The sequence below is a fragment of the Mesorhizobium sp. M0001 genome, from assembly GCF_040324255.1.
GTDB lineage: Bacteria > Pseudomonadota > Alphaproteobacteria > Rhizobiales > Rhizobiaceae > Mesorhizobium.
The window spans coordinates 97,109-114,196 of sequence record NZ_JAMYVS010000011.1 but is presented as its reverse complement, the minus strand read 5'-3'; the positions used below and the strand labels follow the sequence as shown (position 1 = coordinate 114,196).

The following is a 17,088-nucleotide window of genomic DNA, read 5'->3' as shown; positions in this document are numbered from 1 at the left end:
CGAGACGCACGACGTCTGCGCTCATCCATCCAATATGAAACTACTCACCATTCACTATTCACCATTCACACGACGAAGTCGCCGCTCACACGTTGAGCAACAGATACTCCCGCTCCCACGGGCTGATCACTTCCATGAAGGTCTCGAACTCCGCCCGCTTGATCGCTGCATAGGTTGCGGCGAAGGACTTGCCCAGAAGAGCGCATAGTTCCTCGTCGCCTTCGAAAAGGTCGACGGCTTCGAGCAGGCCGCGTGGCAGGTCGATCTCATCGGCGTTTGCGGTGGTCAGCACCGGAGGCTCGGCCTTGATCTTGTTGGTGATGCCGATCAGCCCGCAGGCAAGTGAGGCCGCCAGCGCCAGATAGGGGTTGGCGTCGGAAGACGGGATGCGGTTTTCGACACGCCGCGCCGCCGGATCCGAGCGCGGCACGCGGAACGCCGTGGTGCGGTTGTCATAGCCCCATTTGTTGTTGACCGGCGCCGAGGCCGACTGCGTCAGCCGGCGGTAGGAATTGACGTAGGGAGCAAACATCACCAGTGCGTTCGGCACATGCTTCTGCATGCCGCCGATGAAATGGAAGAAGTCGTCGGTTTCCGAGCCGTCCTTCGCCGAAAAGATATTCAGCCCGGTCTTCTTGTCGATGATCGACTGGTGGATGTGCATGGCAGAACCTGGCTGGCCCTGGATCGGCTTGGCCATGAAGGTGGCATAGATCTCATGCTTCAGCGCTGCCTCGCGAATGGTGCGTTTGAACATGAACACCTGATCGGCGAGCTCGACCGGATCGCCGTGACGCAGATTGATCTCGAGCTGGCCGGCGCCTTCCTCGTGGATCAGCGTGTCGATCTCCAGGCCCTGGCTTTCGGAGAAATGGTAGATGTCGTCGATCAGTTCGTCGAACTCGTTGACGCCGGCGATCGAATAGCCGGCGCCGCCGCCGATTGCCCGTCCGGAACGCCCGACGGGTGGGGTCAGCGGATAATCCGGGTCGGGGTTCTTGCGCACCAGATAGAATTCGATCTCGGGCGCCACCACCGGCTTCAGCCCGCGCTTGTCATAGGCTGCTACCACGCGCTTCAGGACGTTGCGCGGCGTGAACTCGACCGAACGGCCATCCTGATGGACGAGGTCGCAGATGACGGCGGCCGTCGGGTCTTCTTCCCAGGGCACGACGGTCAACGTCGACAGATCCGGCATCAGCTTCAGGTCGCCATCATCCTCCGGATAGTGGAAACCGTTGCCGTCCTCGGGATAGCCGCCCGAAATCGTCGTCATGAACACTGCCGATGGCAGCGCCAGCGAGGTGTTGGAAGTGAATTTCTTCGACGGCATCATCTTGCCGCGCGCGACGCCAGCCTGATCAGGCGTGATGCATTCTATGTCTTCGATGCCGCGCCATTCCAGCCAGGCGCTGACTTCCTTCCAGTTCTTCACGCCGCGTTGATTTTTCACGAAGGCAGGCGTTCGGACGCGTCCTCCGCGGGTCGACGGACGGACTTCCTTTTTCGCAGGCGGCATCATTCACCAGTTTGGGTTGCGGATTTGGGAGTATAGCCGTTGCCGGTGATGGAAGGGAAGGGGAGCCGGCCCGATAGGTGCGGCAACGAGGCTGAACGGCCTATGTCAGACGGCCTTGCCGGGCGGCGCATTTGCGCCCAGCCATCTGCGCAAGGCACCGGCATAGCGCCTGCGCCATCCGCTTTGCGGCGCGGTCAGGAACCAGGATTGGCTGAGGTTCCAGCTGTCTGCGCACAGATCCCTGAGCCTTGTGTTGATGATGCCTTTGCCGGATAGCGGATAGACCGAGAATTCGGAAAAGAAGATCGCGCCTTCGATTTCGTAGAAATCGCATCGCATGTGATCGAACGGCGCGGTCAGCCGCTCGGCGATGGCAAGCATGCGCGGGAAGGATGCCGGCAGGTCGATCCGGACCCACTGGGGGCCGCTGCCTGGCGGTGGCGGCGCGTAGGTTCCGTCACGGTCGAAATGACATTTCTGTTCGTTGCCGTGCTCATCCCGACGCGCGGCATAGACATAGGCCGTCGTCCCGTTAGACACGTGGAATTTGTACTCCAAAGCAACGGGCTGACCGTCCTCGAGGAGCATCTCTTCCACGAGGATGCGCCTGCTGGCGTGCTTGTAGCCCCATTCGCCGAGCTTCCTGCCGTAGCGGTGGCGCATCCAGCGTGCCGTACGCCGGCGCAGCCTAGCTCTGTCTACCTCACCGTTGCGCACCATCATGTTCCAGCGGCAGCCATGATTGGCCTTCACCATGACATTGCCGGTGAGCAGCTCCGCCGGAAGTTCTGCCGCGTCATATCCGGACCACAGAACCGCAGCGGTCTTGAGTTCTGGACAGGTGGACAGAGCGTAGGCTTTCGAGGCGAGCTTGTCGCAAGCCGTGGTGAAGAAGGGATTGTGGTCGAAAATCTTGCGCCACAGGAACTTGTCTGCATAGGAAGCGGGCCTTGCCGGATCGGGCAGCACGCCGCTATGATTGAAGGTGCGGGCGCAAATCATCGGATGGCGGACAAGGCACCATGCCTGTACCAGGGTAAGCAGCACGCGGTCGCTCATCCGCAGCCCTGGCATGATCAGCTTGCTGGCCTGGGAACACTCCCGCGTGCAACGAACACGTCCCGCGTCATATTTCGATGGATGCTCGTGCGGCCGGTAACCGCAAGCCGGGGATCAAGCGTTCTTTCTACGCTTTCCGCCCACAGCCTGCCAAGCGAGACCGGCTCCCACAAGACGATCTGCACACCTTGAGGCGCGGTATCGGCTATGCGAGAAACCACCGCTGCCTTGGGCGATACCATGCTGGCGACGTAAACGACCTGCGCCTCGCCATAGTCATAGTCGCGGCCGTCGCAAAGCTCGGCCCGCATCCGCACATAGCCGAGCTTGGCCGCAAGCCTGTTTGCCGTTTCGACCGCTTCAGGCACAATATCGAGACCGATGATTTCGGGGACGACAGTCTGGTCGTGTATGCGGAACATCGTAAACGGACGCCCTCCGCAGCCGACCATGACAGCGCGGCAGCAGCTGCCGAAATCGACCTGATCGAAGACTTCGTTCAGGCGATTATACGCATCCCTGGATGACAGCACGCCGATGCTTGTTTTTCCCGCTGCGATCTGCCCGAAGGATGCCGGACCGCTCAGATCCTGATCCAGCATGTGCCTGATCTCGGCGGTATCTTGCTCCTGCACCATCTTGCCGAATGCGGCGGTCAGCGCCGGTCGGTACGAAAGGATCTCCGGGTAGGTTTCAAGCAACGCCTCGCCGGTATCGTGTCCCATGGCGATGCCAAGATCTCGGATGGCATTTATGAGTTCAGTCGGAGTACGCCCTGGCAAGGAGCCCACAATTTGCTCCAGTTCACGCTTCCAGGCGCCCAATTCCGGCATTGCTTCCCACCATTCCCTTGCCGTAGCTAGCAGTGTGCGGCGACAACGTCTACATCATTGCCTTCACTTGAACGGGACAGTCGACCATGCCCCTGACCACTATCGGCTTCGACGCCGACGATACCCTATGGCAGAACGAACAGTTCTTCCGCCTGACCGAGAAGCATTTTGCAACCCTGCTCGCCGACCATGGCGAGGCCGAGCACATTTCGGCACGGCTGCTGGAGGCCGAGAAGCGCAACCTTGCCGTCTACGGCTTCGGCATCAAGGGCTTTACCTTGTCGATGATCGAAACGGCGATAGAAGTGACCGAGGGCCGTGTGCCGGCCTCGACGATCGCCGAAATCCTTGCCGCCGGCCGCGACATGCTCGGCCATCCTGTCGAGGCGCTGCCGCATGCGCGCGAGACAGTCGAAAAGCTCGCCGGCGCCTACCATCTGGTGCTGATCACCAAGGGCGATCTGTTCGACCAGGAGCGCAAGCTGGCGGCGTCCGGCCTTGGCGACCTGTTCGATGCCGTCGAGATCGTCAGCGACAAGAGCGCCGCCACCTATGCCAGGATCTTTGGCCGTCACGGCAGCCCGCAGACCAGCATGATGGTCGGCAATTCGCTCAAGTCGGACGTGGTGCCGGCCATCGAGGCCGGCAGCTGGGGTGTGTATGTGCCGCACGAGCTGACCTGGGTGCTCGAACACGTCGAGCCGCCGGTCGAGGCACCGCGTTTTCGTCAGCTTGTCGATCTTGGCGAACTGCCGGCTTTGATCGAGAGCATCGGCAAGGAAGGCTGACCGCCCCACACGCGTTCGGGCGGATTGCGATCAGCCGCGCCCGAGACTGATCAGCCGGTCGACCACCGGCTGCAGCCTTTCGGTGGTGATCGGCTTGGTTACCACCACATCGACCACGCTCGACAGACCCAGGCTGTCGGGCGTGCCGGTCTTGGTTGAAAGCAGGATCACCTTGGGGAGCGACCGCCCAGATGTCCGCCGCAAGGCGTCGATGGCCGCCATCAGCGCGCGGCAGTCCTCGTTGTCGGGGCCGCCATCGAGAACGACGGCGCCCGGAATGAGGGTTCGCAATGTCTTGGCCGCCATCTCGGGCGACTCGGAGATCGGCTTCAGTCCGGACTTCTCGACGATCTTCGACACCACCACCCGGTTGATCGGCGATTTTCCAACGACCAGCACGTGGGAGAAATCCGTTGATATCTCGGAGTTCGCGTCCCTGCTTGACGAATTCAGATGTTTGGCGGTGTCGGTCTCGCGGTTCACAGGGCACATGGGCGGGGCGGGCACTCGGCGCTGCTTCAATGCAGGGTTGAAATCCGAGAGCCAATTGGCGTGAGATCGCCCGCCATGTCAAGCTGAAATGACGGACCTGCGAAATATAGCCGGAAATATTAAACCCCGGAGACAAGTTCTGTTTTCGAACTGTAGTTAAGTTCACGCTCAAAAGCGAAAGTCACCCGCGCTGAAAACTCGCGGGTGACGTTGAAATCGGCCAGTGAGCGGCGGGGCCCATAGGTTCCACAAGCACAAAGCTTCCGTAAGGGAAGATCAGCCGTGACTCTTCTGCGTGACGATCACCGGGATCAGCAGGTCGCCCCAATTGCCGTCGCCGCCATGATGCCGGGCCGAGCGCACCAGTTCCACCGAGACGCCGGCCTCGACTGCCTTCATCACCGATTGATTGAGCCTGTGCAGGTCGTTGGCCAGCATGCGGATCGTCGCCTGCTGGTCGACGCTCATCGTGGTCGACTGCTCTTCTGCACGTTCCTTGACGCGGCTTATCGATGCCATTTTTCTTCTCCTATGTCCCTTTGCCCTGTTGGGCGTTTCCTCTGGTTGTTTTCTGTTATTCCGCCGCCGGTTTGAACTGCGCGTGCTCGGTCGATTCATGCATGGCGGTGGTCGAGGACTGGCCGCCGCTGATCGCCATCGACACGGCGTCGAAATAACCGGTGCCGACCTCGCGCTGGTGCTTGGTCGCGGTGTAGCCGTGGACTTCGGCCGCGAACTCGGCTTCCTGCAGCTCGGAATAGGCGGCCATCTGCCGCGCCTTGTAGCCTCGGGCCAGCTCGAACATGCCGAAATTGAGCTGGTGGAACCCGGCCAACGTGATGAACTGGAACTTGTAGCCCATGGCGCCGAGCTCGCGCTGGAACTTGGCGATCGTCGCGTCGTCGAGGTTCTTCTTCCAGTTGAACGACGGCGAGCAATTATAGGCGAGCAGCTTGCCCGGATGATGCCTGCGCACGCCTTCGGCGAATTTCTTGGCCTGCGCCAGATCGGGCTTGGATGTTTCGCACCAGATCAGGTCGGCATGCGGCGCATAGGCAACGGCGCGCGCGATGCACGGTTCGATGCCGTTCCTGACCTGGTAGAAGCCTTCAACCGTGCGGCCGGCATCGTAGTCGACGAAAGGCTGGTCGCGCTCGTCAATGTCGGAGGTCAGAAGCTTTGCCGCTTCCGCATCGGTGCGTGCCACGACTAGCGTCGGCGTGCCCATCACGTCGGCCGCCAGACGCGCCGCGTTGAGGTTGCGGATATGCGCGGCGGTCGGGATCAGCACTTTGCCGCCGAGATGGCCGCACTTCTTCTCAGAGGCCAGCTGGTCCTCATAGTGGACGCCGGCAGCGCCGGCCTCGATGAACGCCTTCATGATCTCGAAGGCGTTGAGCGGTCCGCCGAAGCCGGCCTCGGCATCGGCGACGATCGGCGCGAACCAGGTGTCGACCGACAGGCCGTTGCCTTCCGAGGTCTCGATCTGATCGGCGCGCTGCAGCGTGCGGTTGATGCGCTTGACCAGTTCGGGCGCCGCATTGGCGGGATAGAGCGACTGGTCCGGATACATGGCCGACGCGGTGTTGGCGTCGGCGGCGACCTGCCAGCCCGAAAGATAGATTGCCTTCAGCCCGGCACGCACCTGCTGCATCGCCTGGTTGCCCGACATGGCGCCGAGTGCATTGACGAAGTCTTCCTCGTGGATGAGCTTCCACAGCCGGTTGGCGCCCATTTCGGCAAGACTCTGGCGTATCTGGACCGACCCGCGCAGCCGCTTCACATCGTCCGGCGAATAGGCTCGTTCGATGCCGTCGAAGCGGCCTTCGGGCGCGGATGGGACAAGATTGTAAAAATCAGTCATTGGTCACTCCAGATCAATCGATGCCAGTGTCTTGAAACGCCGCGCCCTGGGATGGTGTGCGTCGTCTGTGTGACATCATTTACATTGCGCCGCGACGAGAGCGAGGAAAACCGCCATTTCCGGTAGAAAATAAAAGAAAACCTGTGTTGTGTTTGACTGCTTGCCGCTGTAAATCTGTTATGATTGTAAAAAGATGGTGCGCCGTTCATCGCTCGCAAGCCGTGTAAATTCCTGTCAAGGAAAGCCGATGGCCGACCAGAAGATATTCGCCGGGCCGCGCATCCGCCGCATCCGCATCGCCAAAGGCCTGACCCAGACGGCGATGGCCGAGGGGCTCGGCATCTCGCCGTCCTATCTCAACCTGATCGAGCGCAACCAGCGGCCGCTGACGGTGCAGCTGATCCTGAAGCTGGCCTCTGTCTACAAGGTCGACCCGCATGAATTGCAGGGTGAGGCGAGAGGGTCGATCTCGGCCTTGAAGGAAGTGTTCGGCGACCCGCTGCTTGCCGGTGAGCTGCCGGGCGACCAGGAACTGATCGAACTGGCCGAGGCCGCCCCCAATGCATCGGCTGCGATGATAAAACTGTTTCGCGCTTACCGCGAGCAGGCCGAGCGGCTGTCCGATCTCAACGAGCTTCTGGCGCGCGAGGGCCGCGCCACGGCGCTGTCCGGTGCGCGGCTGCCGATCGACGAAGTGCACGAGATTTTCGAGCGCCGGCCGAACCATTTTGCAGCACTGGAGGAGGAGGCCGAGGCCTTCACCTCGATGCTCGACCCCGGCGACGATCTGTTCGGCGCGCTGAAGGCGTGGCTGAAGCGCGAGTATGGCATCGTCGTCAAGGTGCTGCCGGTCGCCACCATGCCGAACTGGCGCCGCCGTTATGACCGTCATTCGCAGCGTCTTTTTCTATCGGAGCGGCTGTCGCCGTTCGACCAGTTGCGCGAAGTCGCCATGGAGGCCTGCCTGATCCGCATGACGGTCGCTGTCGCCGGCGAAATTCAGACGCTGAAGCTCGGTACGGACGAAGCCCGTCGGCTCGCCCGCTTCGAGTTCGGCCGCTACGCCGCCAATGCCTTGATGATGCCCTATCAGGCATTTCATGCCGCCGCCGTGCGGGCTCGTTACGACATCGATGTGCTGCGCTCGCGTTTCGGCGTCTCCTTCGAACAGGCGGCGAACCGCCTGACCATGCTGCAGCGCCCTGGCTTGTCCGGAGTGCCGTTCTTCATGCTCGAGGTCGACAATGCCGGCAACCGCTTCCGCAAGGCCGGCGGCCAGGGCTTTCCGCAAAGCCGCTTTGGCGGCGGCTGCCCGAAACTGCCGGTCCATGCCGCTTTCGCTTCGCCTGGCCAGATACTGGTCGAGGCGGTGGAAATGCCCGACGGCGCCGAGTTCCTCTGCATCGCACGCACGCTCGAGGGGCCGCAGGGTTCGTTCTCCGAGCGCCCGCGCCGCACCGCGCTGCTGTTGGGCTGCGATATCGGCTTTCGCGACGAGATCGTCTATGGCGCCGGGCTGCCGGCAAAGGCCGGACAGGGCGCCGCCACGCCGGTCGGTCCCGCTTGCCGGCTGTGCGAACGCATCGGCTGCCTCGCCCGCGCCGAGCCGCCGGTGACCCGTCCGCTGGGCCTGGACGAGATGGCGACGGGCCTGAGCGCCTTCGATTTCCAGTGATGCTTCTCGGGCTGGAGGTCGCGGAAGACCGCAGCTGTTTGCGCTAAGCAATAGAGCGCGGCCCGAACCATTCCCGAACCAAATATTGATTAAGCATCGGCGCTGCGCTATCGAAGGTGAGCTGCAGGGCAGCCAAGGGGGGACGGCTTATGAACAGGAAAGCTTTGTGGCTTGGCGTGGCGCTTGCCCTTTTGGCGGGGCCTGTTCTGGCAGAAAAATCCTCGGAATTCTTCAAGGACTATCAACAGTATAGTGACGACGGCAAGGCATTCCTGGACAAAATCGATCCAAAGACCGGCGCGGTCGACCTTCCCGAAGGCATCCATCTCGATCTCAAGGACAAGTTCTATTTTCTGGGCAAGAAGGACGCGACGTCCGTCCTGACCGAGGCCTGGGGCAATCCGCCTGATACCGCGTCCGAAGCAATCGGCATGATCTTCCCGGCCAAGTACGAGCCCATCGCCGGCAACGGTTGGGGCATCGAATTGCGCTATGAAAAGATCGGCCATGTCGATGACGCCGACGCCGCATCCATCGACTACACCGAATTGCTGAGCAGCATGCAGGCGGACACATTGTCGGCCAACGATCAGCGGGTGAAGGACGGCTTTCCCCCGATCAAGCTGATCGGCTGGGCCTCGCCGCCGGTCTATGATTTCGTCCACAAGCGGCTGCACTGGGCCAAGGAACTGCAGTTCGGAGACGATACCGTCCACACGCTCAATTACGACGTCCGTTTCCTCGGCCGGGAAGGCGTCTTCGTGATGAGCTACATCGCTACGGTCGAACAATTGCCGGAGATCAAGCAGAGCCTGGACGAAGTGCTGGGCGTGGCGGACTTCAACACCGGCAAGAAATACACCGATTTTCTGCCAGGCACCGACACGGTCGCCGCGGTTGGCATTGGCGGCCTCATCGCCGGAAAACTCGCGGCAAAGGCCGGCCTGATTGCAGTCGCGCTCATCGCCCTGAAAAAGTTCGGCATTCTGCTGCTGGTACCGTTGGCCGGTCTCTGGCGCTTTATCCGCGGCAACAAGGGCATGTCCTAGAAACGGCGGTGTTTGCCCGTATGGCTGCCGGTTGGCGGTGCGCCAAAGGGAATGCCGGGCTGGATCACGTCCGGCGGTAGCCTATGCGCTAGGCGAATACGGCACGTTTCTGTCGTCCATTGTGCATCATGCCGCCCCGAGATAGCCGACAGTCGCACCCCATGACCGATACCGCATCTTCTCCAATCGCCGCACCGCCGATCGTCTCGCCGCGCGAAGAGCGGGTCGGCTTGCTGCTGGTGTTCCTGTCGGCGCTGATGTGGAGCTTTGGCGGCACCATCGCCCGCTTCATCGACACCGCTGACAGTTGGACCGTGGTGTTCTGGCGATCGCTGTGGGCGGCTGTGTTCCTGATTTGCTTCATGGCCTGGCGCGACGGCTGGCGCGGCATGTTGCGGCTGTTTCGCGACATGGGCCTGCCCGGCCTTGCCGTGGCCGTCTGTTTCGCCACGGCGTCGACGTGCTTCGTTGTCGCGCTCGCCTACACCACCGTTGCCAATATCCTGTTGATGCAGGCCGGTGTGCCGCTGCTGGCGGCATTGCTTGCCTGGGTGCTGTTTCGCGAACGCGTCGCCGTCGCGACCTGGGTGGCGATCGCCGCCGTCATCGCCGGCGTCGCCATCATGGTGTCGGAATCGCTCGACGGCGCCGTATCGCCCATCGGCGACGGGCTGTCGCTGCTGATCGCCGTCATGTTCTCGATTGCCACCGTCATCACCCGGCGCTTCGCCCATGTGCGCATGACGCCGGCGACGTGCCTCGGCACGATGCTGGCAGCGGCTTTCGCCGCATCGCAAGCCACGCAGTTTGCCACGTCGGCCCACGACATGGCTTTCCTGTTTGCCTTCGGCGTCATCAATCTCGGCCTGGGCCTTGCCTTCTTCGCCACCGGCGCGAGGCTGGTTCCGGCGGCGATCGCAGCACTCCTCGGCACGTTCGAGCCGATCCTCGGACCGATCTGGGTCTGGCTCGTTCATGGCGAGGTGCCCTCGGTGCGCACCATCATCGGCGGCGCGGTGGTGGTCGCCGCGCTGCTCGTCCATATCGGGCTTGAATTCAAGCGCCAGGCGAGGCCTGCACGGCCGGGGACCACCGGCCTGCCATCGCCTAATTGACCCGCCTTTCCCTTGGTTGAGCCCGTCTTCCGTAATTACGCCCGTCTTTCCCCAATTAGCGAAGCCGCACGCCCTATTGACCGAGCTTCCCCGCGCGGGCCATTGACAACCTTGCTGCGGCACGGGCAGGCTGGGGGCACGGCAACAACAAGACAGGCTTATCTTGCCAAGTGTCCCCGCCGGTCGGACCAAGACCGGACCACAGCGTCGTATCCCTGCCCGCGCCACGGCGAAAGCCTCTGACGGCGTCAGCGCGCCCGCCATGCGGGCACACAGAGCCATGATCTGCCGCTTGTCGAACCGCCCGGATGGCGCCGGCAGTTCACGCTTGTGGCTGCCCGGAAAGCTCAATACTCTGAAGCAAATGCCCAATCGCGCTCGAACAGCGACGACTTGGCGAAGGAACACTCATCAAAGGAGAACAGCATGATCCGCAAAGCGCTCTGGCTTTCGGCAACCTCGGCATTTCTGACGCTTTTCGCCGTCGGCGGCCATGCCGAGGATCGCGTCGTCAACGTCTTCAACTGGTCGGATTACATCGACAGTTCGATCATTGACGACTTCACCAAGGAGACCGGCATCAAGGTCGTCTACGACACCTTCGATTCCAATGAAATCCTCGAAACCAAGCTGCTTGCCGGCGGCAGCGGCTATGACGTCGTCGTGCCCAGCGGCAACTTCCTGGCCCGCCAGATCCAGGCCGGCGTGTTCCAGAAGCTCGACAAGTCGAAGCTGCCCAACATTTCCAACATGTGGGACACGGTTTCGGAGCGGACCGCCAAATACGATCCCGGCAATGAATACTCGATCAATTACATGTGGGGCACCGTCGGCATCGGCTACAACATCAAGAAGGTGCAGGCAGCACTCGGCACCGACAAGATCGACAGCTGGGATGTGTTCTTCAATCCCGACAGCCTGGCCAAGCTGAAGGATTGCGGCGTCTATGTGCTGGACTCGCCGGCCGACATCATCCCGGCGGCGCTCAAATACCTCGGCCTCGATCCGAACAGCACCTCACCTGACGACATCGCAAAGGCCGAGGAGACGTTGCTGAAGGTGCGGCCGTATATCCGCAAATTCCATTCGTCCGAATACATCAACGCGCTCGCCAACGGCGATATCTGTTTGGCGGTCGGCTGGTCGGGTGACGTCTTCCAGGCGCGCAACCGCGCGGTCGAGGCCAAGCAAGGCGTCGAGATCGGCTATTCCGTGCCCAAGGAAGGCGCCCAGATGTGGTTCGACCAGATGGCGATTCCCGCCGATGCGCCGCATGCCGCCGAGGCACTCGAATTTCTCAACTACATGATGAAGCCGGAAGTGATCGCCAAGTCGTCCAACTATGTGCTGTACGCCAACGGCAACAAGGCTTCGCAGCAGTTCGTCGACAAGGCGCTGCTGGATGATCCGGCGGTCTATCCGGACGCCGAGACCTTGAAAAAGCTCTATACGGTCCAGCCCTACGATCCCAAGACCCAGCGCCTGATCACGCGCAGCTGGACCAAGATCGTCACCGGCCAGTAAGCAATGCGACATGGTCCCGGCAGTCATCTGCCGGGACCATTCTTCTCTGGGGCAAGAAGCAAAAAAAACAGGACGGAGTGGGACATGAAATCGCTTGGCAGCATCCGCAGGGATTTCGCGCCATGGAACGACCCGAACGCCAAGCCATATATTCAATTCGAGAATGTCAGCAAGAAGTTCGGTGACTTCACCGCCGTCAACAATCTGTCGCTGACCATTTTCGAGCGCGAGTTCTTCGCCCTGCTCGGCGCGTCGGGCTGCGGAAAGTCTACGTTGCTGCGGATGCTTGCCGGCTTCGAGGAGCCCACCGCCGGCCGTATCCTTCTCGACGGCCAGGATTTGCGCGGCATCCCGCCCTATCGCCGCCCGGTCAACATGATGTTCCAGTCCTATGCGCTGTTCCCGCATATGACGGTGGAAAAGAACATTGCCTTCGGCCTCAAGCAGGAAGGCATGCCGGCGCCGGATATCGAAAAGCGCGTCGCCGAGATGCTGAAGCTGGTCAAGCTCGAGCAGTTCGCCAAGCGCAAGCCGCACCAGCTCTCCGGCGGGCAGCGCCAGCGCGTCGCACTCGCCCGCTCGGTCGCCAAGCGGCCGAAAGTGCTGCTGCTCGACGAACCGCTCGGCGCGCTCGACAAGAAGCTGCGCGAGGAAACGCAGTTCGAGCTGATGGACCTGCAGCAAAATCTCGGGCTCACTTTCGTCGTCGTCACCCACGACCAGGAAGAGGCGATGACCATGGCCGACCGCATCGCCATCATCGACAAGGGCGAGGTGATGCAGGTGGCGACGCCGGCGGAAGTCTATGAAGCCCCCAGTTCGCGCTTCGTTGCCCACTTCGTCGGCAATGTGAACATGTTCGAGGGCAAGGTCGCCGAGCGTGCGGCAAACACCACGCGCATCACCGGCGCGACAGGGGCCCAGATCGTGGTCGAAAACAGCACCGATACAAAGGCCGGTTCCGACATCGTCTTCGCCATCAGGCCGGAGAAGATCAAGGTGTCGTCGACGAAACCGGCCGACGCCGTCAATGCGCTTGAGGGCGAGGTCTACGACGTTGCCTATCTCGGCGACATGACCGTCTACCACATCCGGCTGGATGACGGGCAGATCATCAGGGCAAGCGCGCTCAACGCGGCGCGAGTCACCGAGGACCCGCTGACCTGGAACGACCGCGCCTGGGTCTCCTTCCGGCCGGATGCCGGCGTCGTGCTGACACGGTAGGGGGCGGCCATGTCCAACATTGCACTCACCGACGCCGGTCCATCGGCCGCGGCCAAACCGTTCCTGATGCGGCTCGGTGCCGGCTTTGTCAGCCGGCTCGTCATCATCGTGCCTTATCTCTGGCTGCTGTTCTTCTTCTTCATCCCGTTCATCATCGTCTTCAAGATTTCGCTGTCGCAGTCGGCGATCGCCATGCCGCCCTACACGCCGGCGCTCGATTTCAGGGACGGCGTGTCCGGGTTCTTTGTCCGCTTCCGCGAACTCAGCGTCGACAATTATGTCTGGCTAACGCAGGACGCGCTTTACTTCAAAGCCTACGTGACCAGTGTTATCATCGCTGCTGTCTCGACGATCCTGACCTTGCTCGTCGGCTTCCCGATCGCCTACGGCATGGCCCGCGCGCCGGCGACGATCCGTCCGACCTTGCTGATGCTGGTTATCCTGCCGTTCTGGACGTCGTTCCTGATCCGCGTCTATGCCTGGATCGGCATCCTCAAGCCCGAGGGTCTGCTCAATCAGATGCTGTTGTCGCTGCACATCATCAATCAGCCACTGATCATCCTCAACACTTACACGGCGATCTTCATCGGCATCGTCTATTCCTACCTGCCATTCATGGTGCTGCCGCTCTATTCGTCGCTGGAAAAGATGGATTACTCGCTGATCGAGGCGGCAAAGGATCTCGGCTGCCCGCCGACATCAGCCTTCTGGAAGATCACGTTCCCGCTGTCGCTGCCCGGGGTCATCGCCGGCTGCCTGCTGGTGTTCATTCCAGCGGTTGGCGAGTTCGTCATTCCCGATCTGCTCGGCGGCTCGCAGACGCTGATGATCGGCAAGACCTTGTGGAATGAATTCTTCGCCAACCGTGACTGGCCGGTGTCGTCGGCCGTCGCCGTCATCCTGCTGCTGCTCCTGATCGTGCCGATCATGCTCTTCCAGCAGGCCCAGGCACGCGCCCAGGAGCAGGACAAATGAACGCCACCTGGAGCCGCTTCAACGTCACCTCGGTCGTGCTGGGCTTTGCCTTTCTCTATCTGCCGATCGTGCTGCTCATCGTCTTCTCCTTCAACGAGTCGAAGCTGGTCACCGTCTGGGGCGGCTTCTCGACCAAATGGTATGCCTCGCTGTTCCACAATCAGGGGCTGATGGACGCCACCTGGGTGACCGCGCGTGTGGGTGTCATCTCCGCCACTGTGGCAACCGTGCTCGGCACGCTGGCAGCACTGACCTTGACCCGCTACACCCGCTTCCGCGGCCGCATCCTGTTTTCCGGCATGGTGTTTGCGCCGCTGGTCATGCCGGAAGTCATCACCGGCCTGTCGCTGTTGCTGCTGTTCGTTGCCGTCGGTCTCGACCGTGGCTTCCTGACCGTGACGCTTGCTCACATCACCTTGACCATGTGCTTCGTGGCTGTCGTCGTGCAGTCGCGCCTGGTGTCGTTCGATCGTTCGCTGGAAGAAGCTGCCTTGGACCTCGGCGCAACGCCGGTAAAGACCTTCTTTCAGATCACGCTGCCGGTCATCATGCCGGCCATCGTCTCCGGCTGGATGCTGGCCTTCACCCTGTCGCTTGACGACCTGGTCATCGCCTCCTTCACCTCCGGGCCTGGCGCCACCACGCTGCCGATGAAGATCTACAGCCAGGTGCGTCTCGGCGTGACGCCGGAAATCAACGCCGCCTGCACCATCCTGATCGCCGTCGTGGCGGTAGGCGTCATCATCGCTTCGGTCGCCAACAAGCGGCGTGAGGTGCAACGCCAGCTCGACGAACAGGCCGCGCAGCGCGGTTGATTGCGTCAAACGAGGGATAGGGCGGTCCCGGTAAGGGTCCGCCTATTCGCCTGAGACGCCGCGGCTGATCGGCGAGATGAACGGCGTGCTCCAGGTGCCGCCGACGAAGAATGACGACTGGTTGGATCCCTGCTGGCCATTGACCGGTGCCGCTGCCGGGTCGGCCTGGGTGACACCCCCCGAAAGCGCCAGCCCGCGTCCGCCGTAAGAGGCGATGCCGGACAGCCAGACCTTGTATTTCGCCGAATTGGCCTCGGCCTTGTCCAGCCTTGCCACACCCTTCGAGATGGTGGCCTTGAGCTCGGCGCCGTCCATCGGCAGTGTCCCGTCCGAGACGTCGTCGAGCGCGAAGAAGCCGCCCTGTTCCGTGTGCTTCAGAAATGCCGGCAAATTGAGCCCGCTCAGCGCGCCCGGCCCGAACGTCGCAGAGACCGAGCCGTCCGCGTTCTCGAAGATCGAGTCCCAGGATTTGCCCGGCCCTTTGAGAATGACCGAGACAGTGCCGGTGCTGGCCGGCACCAGCCGCGTCATTCCGGCCGCGGTGCCGAAAGCGGCGCCGTCAATGTCGGAGGCGAGCAGCCGGATCTCGACCTGCGAGCCCTCCGGTTTGCGGTCGAAACGCAGGCTACTTTGCACGTTGCCGCCAAAGGCCGACGCATCGGAGATATCGAAGACGGCAAGCCCGTTCTTCACCTGCGCCGTGGCGGCGACGTCGGCAAGCTGGATTGCGCCGGCCGAGGCATGTGCCGCTGACAGCCTCAGATCGAGATTGATCCGGTCGGCGAAGCTGGTGTCGATTTCGCCGGGACCGGTCTCGCCGGTCGGTGCCAGCGGCGTGAAGGCCGAAAACAGCGACCTGAGGTCGAGCGTATCGAAGGCGAGTGTGCCTGATATCACCGGCAAGGCGTCGCCGAACGAAAAATCCAGCGCCCCCATTCCCGGGTTGTTGTCGAGCGTCACCGCGGTGTTTTCGAATTTGACGCGGCCGGCGGTCGCCGTGATCTTGCTCGAAATCGAGACCGAACCGATCGCCGTACCAGGAGCAATGCCGGCCTGCGACCATTCCAGCACGCGCCGTAGCGAGGGCGCGGCGAATTTCGCCTGGCCATCGAAATAGGCGTTTTGCGACATGCTGGCCGTGCCGTCGAACGAGAAGCTGGCCGGCGCTGCCTTGAACGAAAACGTGACCGGTGCGGCGCCGCCGGCAAACAGCACCAGCGGCTTGGCCGAGGCGGCATCGACGGTGACGCTCTCGCCGCGCCAGATTCCGGTCGCCGACAAGGTCGCGTTGCTGTTCATCGCTGCCCAGCTCGCCTGGCCGGACAGGCTGGTCAACAATTCGACGTCCTTGCCGCCGATGGAGGCGACCATGCGGCCGTCCCTGAATTCCACTGTGCCGAACGGATCGGCGGGCAGCTTGCTCAGGTCCGGCTTCGTCGGATCGGCGTTGACCACGCCGCGCGCCGTGTCGATGGAGCGGGTGATGCGTCCGCCCGTTGGTATGGCGGGCAGGAATATGCCGTTTGCGGCGCGCTGGACCCGGATCGTCGGCCGCACCAGCCGCGCCGTCGAAAACACCACATCGCCCTGCAGCGCCGCCATGGCCGACAGGTCGACCTCGACCCGTTCGGCCTCGATCACCGGCGGCGCGTCGGTCTCGGTCCACTGGGACAGCGTGACGTCGCTCAATATGGCGCGGAACTTCGGCCACACCTCGATGCGCGGCGAACCGGCGATGGTGACCCTGAAACCGCTCCACGCGCTCATCTCCCAGGCGATGCGATCGCGCACGATCCGGGTCGAGGCAAACAGCGGCAGAGCGGCGACGACCAGCGCGATGACGAGCACGGCAACGCCGATCGCCCATATTCCGCGCCGGATCAAAGGTGATGGCATATTGCCCCGGTTGCTTTCATTCCGATAAACGCCTGACGGGTGTAACCGCCAGTCGTCACCACGCCTTCCAGCCGTCACTACGACTTAGGGCTGAGGCATTTCAAGTCTTTATGGCCCGGCGATGGCAATTGCGCACATATGGCCGAGTTTAGCGGAACAAAATCTTGCTCTGCCGCACGGTGGTAGGCATAAGCGATGCAGCTTCAGCCTGTTACGAGGCGCGGCGTTTTTGGGACAGCGGCGCCTGTAAAGCTGAGGCT

The 17,088-nt window shown here is 62.2% G+C and carries 15 protein-coding genes; 8 read left to right on the top strand and 7 right to left on the bottom strand.

Translation table 11 applies throughout. From position 1 onward, the window contains the following. Positions 1-85: 85 nt before the first annotated feature. From NKK50_RS25315 to NKK50_RS25305, 3 genes are all read right to left on the bottom strand, one after another. Positions 86-1,522 carry a glutamine synthetase family protein gene (locus NKK50_RS25315; protein ID WP_023669313.1) on the bottom strand — a complete coding sequence of 479 codons (1,437 nt, stop codon included), beginning with the start codon at positions 1,520-1,522 and terminating at the stop codon, positions 86-88. A 102-nt stretch (positions 1,523-1,624) separates the two neighbouring features. Then, positions 1,625-2,593, bottom strand: coding sequence for an ATP-grasp fold amidoligase family protein (locus NKK50_RS25310; protein ID WP_050588078.1), 969 nt, complete (start codon positions 2,591-2,593; stop codon positions 1,625-1,627). 2 nt (positions 2,594-2,595) lie between these two features. Beyond that, positions 2,596-3,411: a class I SAM-dependent methyltransferase gene (locus tag NKK50_RS25305; RefSeq protein WP_155922418.1), complete on the bottom strand. Its 816-nt coding sequence runs from the start codon at positions 3,409-3,411 to the stop codon at positions 2,596-2,598. Between the two features lie 86 nt (positions 3,412-3,497). Between NKK50_RS25305 and NKK50_RS25300 the strand changes: the two genes are divergently transcribed. Next, on the top strand, positions 3,498-4,199 hold the full coding sequence (locus NKK50_RS25300; RefSeq protein ID WP_031196692.1) for an HAD family hydrolase: 702 nt from the start codon (positions 3,498-3,500) through the stop codon (positions 4,197-4,199). Between the two features lie 30 nt (positions 4,200-4,229). On the opposite strand, the gene NKK50_RS25295 is transcribed toward NKK50_RS25300, so the two are convergent. The 3 genes from NKK50_RS25295 to aceA all read right to left on the bottom strand — a co-directional run bounded on the left by NKK50_RS25295 (position 4,230) and on the right by aceA (position 6,555). Next, a complete protein-coding gene (locus NKK50_RS25295; protein ID WP_023669317.1) occupies positions 4,230-4,691 on the bottom strand; it encodes a response regulator in 462 nt (153 codons plus the stop codon). Between the two features lie 276 nt (positions 4,692-4,967). Further along, the gene (locus NKK50_RS25290) at positions 4,968-5,210 is read right to left on the bottom strand and encodes an SMc00767 family acetate metabolism repressor (RefSeq protein ID WP_023669318.1); all 243 of its coding nucleotides are present in this window, start codon (positions 5,208-5,210) and stop codon (positions 4,968-4,970) included. Between the two features lie 55 nt (positions 5,211-5,265). Beyond that, complete coding sequence (gene aceA / locus NKK50_RS25285) at positions 5,266-6,555, bottom strand: isocitrate lyase (RefSeq protein ID WP_352543996.1); 1,290 nt, start codon at positions 6,553-6,555, stop codon at positions 5,266-5,268. A gap of 247 nt (positions 6,556-6,802) precedes the next feature. On the opposite strand from aceA, the gene NKK50_RS25280 reads away from it, so the two are divergent. The 7 genes from NKK50_RS25280 (at position 6,803) to NKK50_RS25250 (ending at position 14,932) form a co-directional block, all read left to right on the top strand. Next, complete coding sequence (locus NKK50_RS25280; RefSeq protein ID WP_027049421.1) at positions 6,803-8,230, top strand: helix-turn-helix domain-containing protein; 1,428 nt, start codon at positions 6,803-6,805, stop codon at positions 8,228-8,230. A gap of 149 nt (positions 8,231-8,379) precedes the next feature. Next, entirely contained in the window at positions 8,380-9,279 is a 900-nt protein-coding gene (locus NKK50_RS25275; RefSeq protein WP_031244436.1) for a DUF2167 domain-containing protein, read from the top strand. 161 nt (positions 9,280-9,440) lie between these two features. Next, positions 9,441-10,394, top strand: a complete 954-nt coding sequence (locus NKK50_RS25270; protein WP_352543995.1) for a DMT family transporter — start codon at positions 9,441-9,443, stop codon at positions 10,392-10,394. A gap of 426 nt (positions 10,395-10,820) precedes the next feature. Beyond that, positions 10,821-11,918, top strand: coding sequence for a polyamine ABC transporter substrate-binding protein (locus NKK50_RS25265; protein ID WP_023669323.1), 1,098 nt, complete (start codon positions 10,821-10,823; stop codon positions 11,916-11,918). Positions 11,919-12,002: 84 nt separating this feature from the next. Beyond that, complete coding sequence (locus NKK50_RS25260) at positions 12,003-13,142, top strand: ABC transporter ATP-binding protein (RefSeq protein ID WP_352543994.1); 1,140 nt, start codon at positions 12,003-12,005, stop codon at positions 13,140-13,142. Positions 13,143-13,151: 9 nt separating this feature from the next. Then, positions 13,152-14,117 (top strand): ABC transporter permease subunit, encoded by a 966-nt coding sequence (locus NKK50_RS25255; RefSeq protein WP_031195899.1) that lies wholly within the window; start codon positions 13,152-13,154, stop codon positions 14,115-14,117. After that, positions 14,114-14,932, top strand: coding sequence for an ABC transporter permease (locus NKK50_RS25250; protein ID WP_023669326.1), 819 nt, complete (start codon positions 14,114-14,116; stop codon positions 14,930-14,932). The genes NKK50_RS25255 and NKK50_RS25250 overlap by 4 nt, the downstream gene beginning before the upstream one ends. Before the next feature lie 42 nt (positions 14,933-14,974). On the opposite strand, the gene NKK50_RS25245 is transcribed toward NKK50_RS25250, so the two are convergent. Beyond that, positions 14,975-16,828, bottom strand: a complete 1,854-nt coding sequence (locus NKK50_RS25245) for an AsmA family protein (RefSeq protein WP_352543993.1) — start codon at positions 16,826-16,828, stop codon at positions 14,975-14,977. Between the last annotated feature and the right edge of the window lie 260 nt (positions 16,829-17,088).

Bases quoted from the DNA above. Each gene is read 5' to 3' on its own strand.
- NKK50_RS25300 (WP_031196692.1), top strand. From the start codon at position 3,498: ATGCCCCTGACCACTATCGGCTTCGACGCCGACGATACCCTATGGCAG.
- NKK50_RS25290 (WP_023669318.1), bottom strand. From the start codon at position 5,210: ATGGCATCGATAAGCCGCGTCAAGGAACGTGCAGAAGAGCAGTCGACC.
- NKK50_RS25260 (WP_352543994.1), top strand. From the start codon at position 12,003: ATGAAATCGCTTGGCAGCATCCGCAGGGATTTCGCGCCATGGAACGAC.
- NKK50_RS25280 (WP_027049421.1), top strand. From the start codon at position 6,803: ATGGCCGACCAGAAGATATTCGCCGGGCCGCGCATCCGCCGCATCCGC.
- NKK50_RS25275 (WP_031244436.1), top strand. From the start codon at position 8,380: ATGAACAGGAAAGCTTTGTGGCTTGGCGTGGCGCTTGCCCTTTTGGCG.
- NKK50_RS25255 (WP_031195899.1), top strand. From the start codon at position 13,152: ATGTCCAACATTGCACTCACCGACGCCGGTCCATCGGCCGCGGCCAAA.
- NKK50_RS25270 (WP_352543995.1), top strand. From the start codon at position 9,441: ATGACCGATACCGCATCTTCTCCAATCGCCGCACCGCCGATCGTCTCG.
- NKK50_RS25305 (WP_155922418.1), bottom strand. From the start codon at position 3,411: ATGCCGGAATTGGGCGCCTGGAAGCGTGAACTGGAGCAAATTGTGGGC.
- NKK50_RS25250 (WP_023669326.1), top strand. From the start codon at position 14,114: ATGAACGCCACCTGGAGCCGCTTCAACGTCACCTCGGTCGTGCTGGGC.
- NKK50_RS25310 (WP_050588078.1), bottom strand. From the start codon at position 2,593: ATGCCAGGGCTGCGGATGAGCGACCGCGTGCTGCTTACCCTGGTACAG.
- NKK50_RS25315 (WP_023669313.1), bottom strand. From the start codon at position 1,522: ATGATGCCGCCTGCGAAAAAGGAAGTCCGTCCGTCGACCCGCGGAGGA.
- aceA (WP_352543996.1), bottom strand. From the start codon at position 6,555: ATGACTGATTTTTACAATCTTGTCCCATCCGCGCCCGAAGGCCGCTTC.
- NKK50_RS25265 (WP_023669323.1), top strand. From the start codon at position 10,821: ATGATCCGCAAAGCGCTCTGGCTTTCGGCAACCTCGGCATTTCTGACG.
- NKK50_RS25245 (WP_352543993.1), bottom strand. From the start codon at position 16,828: ATGCCATCACCTTTGATCCGGCGCGGAATATGGGCGATCGGCGTTGCC.
- NKK50_RS25295 (WP_023669317.1), bottom strand. From the start codon at position 4,691: ATGTGCCCTGTGAACCGCGAGACCGACACCGCCAAACATCTGAATTCG.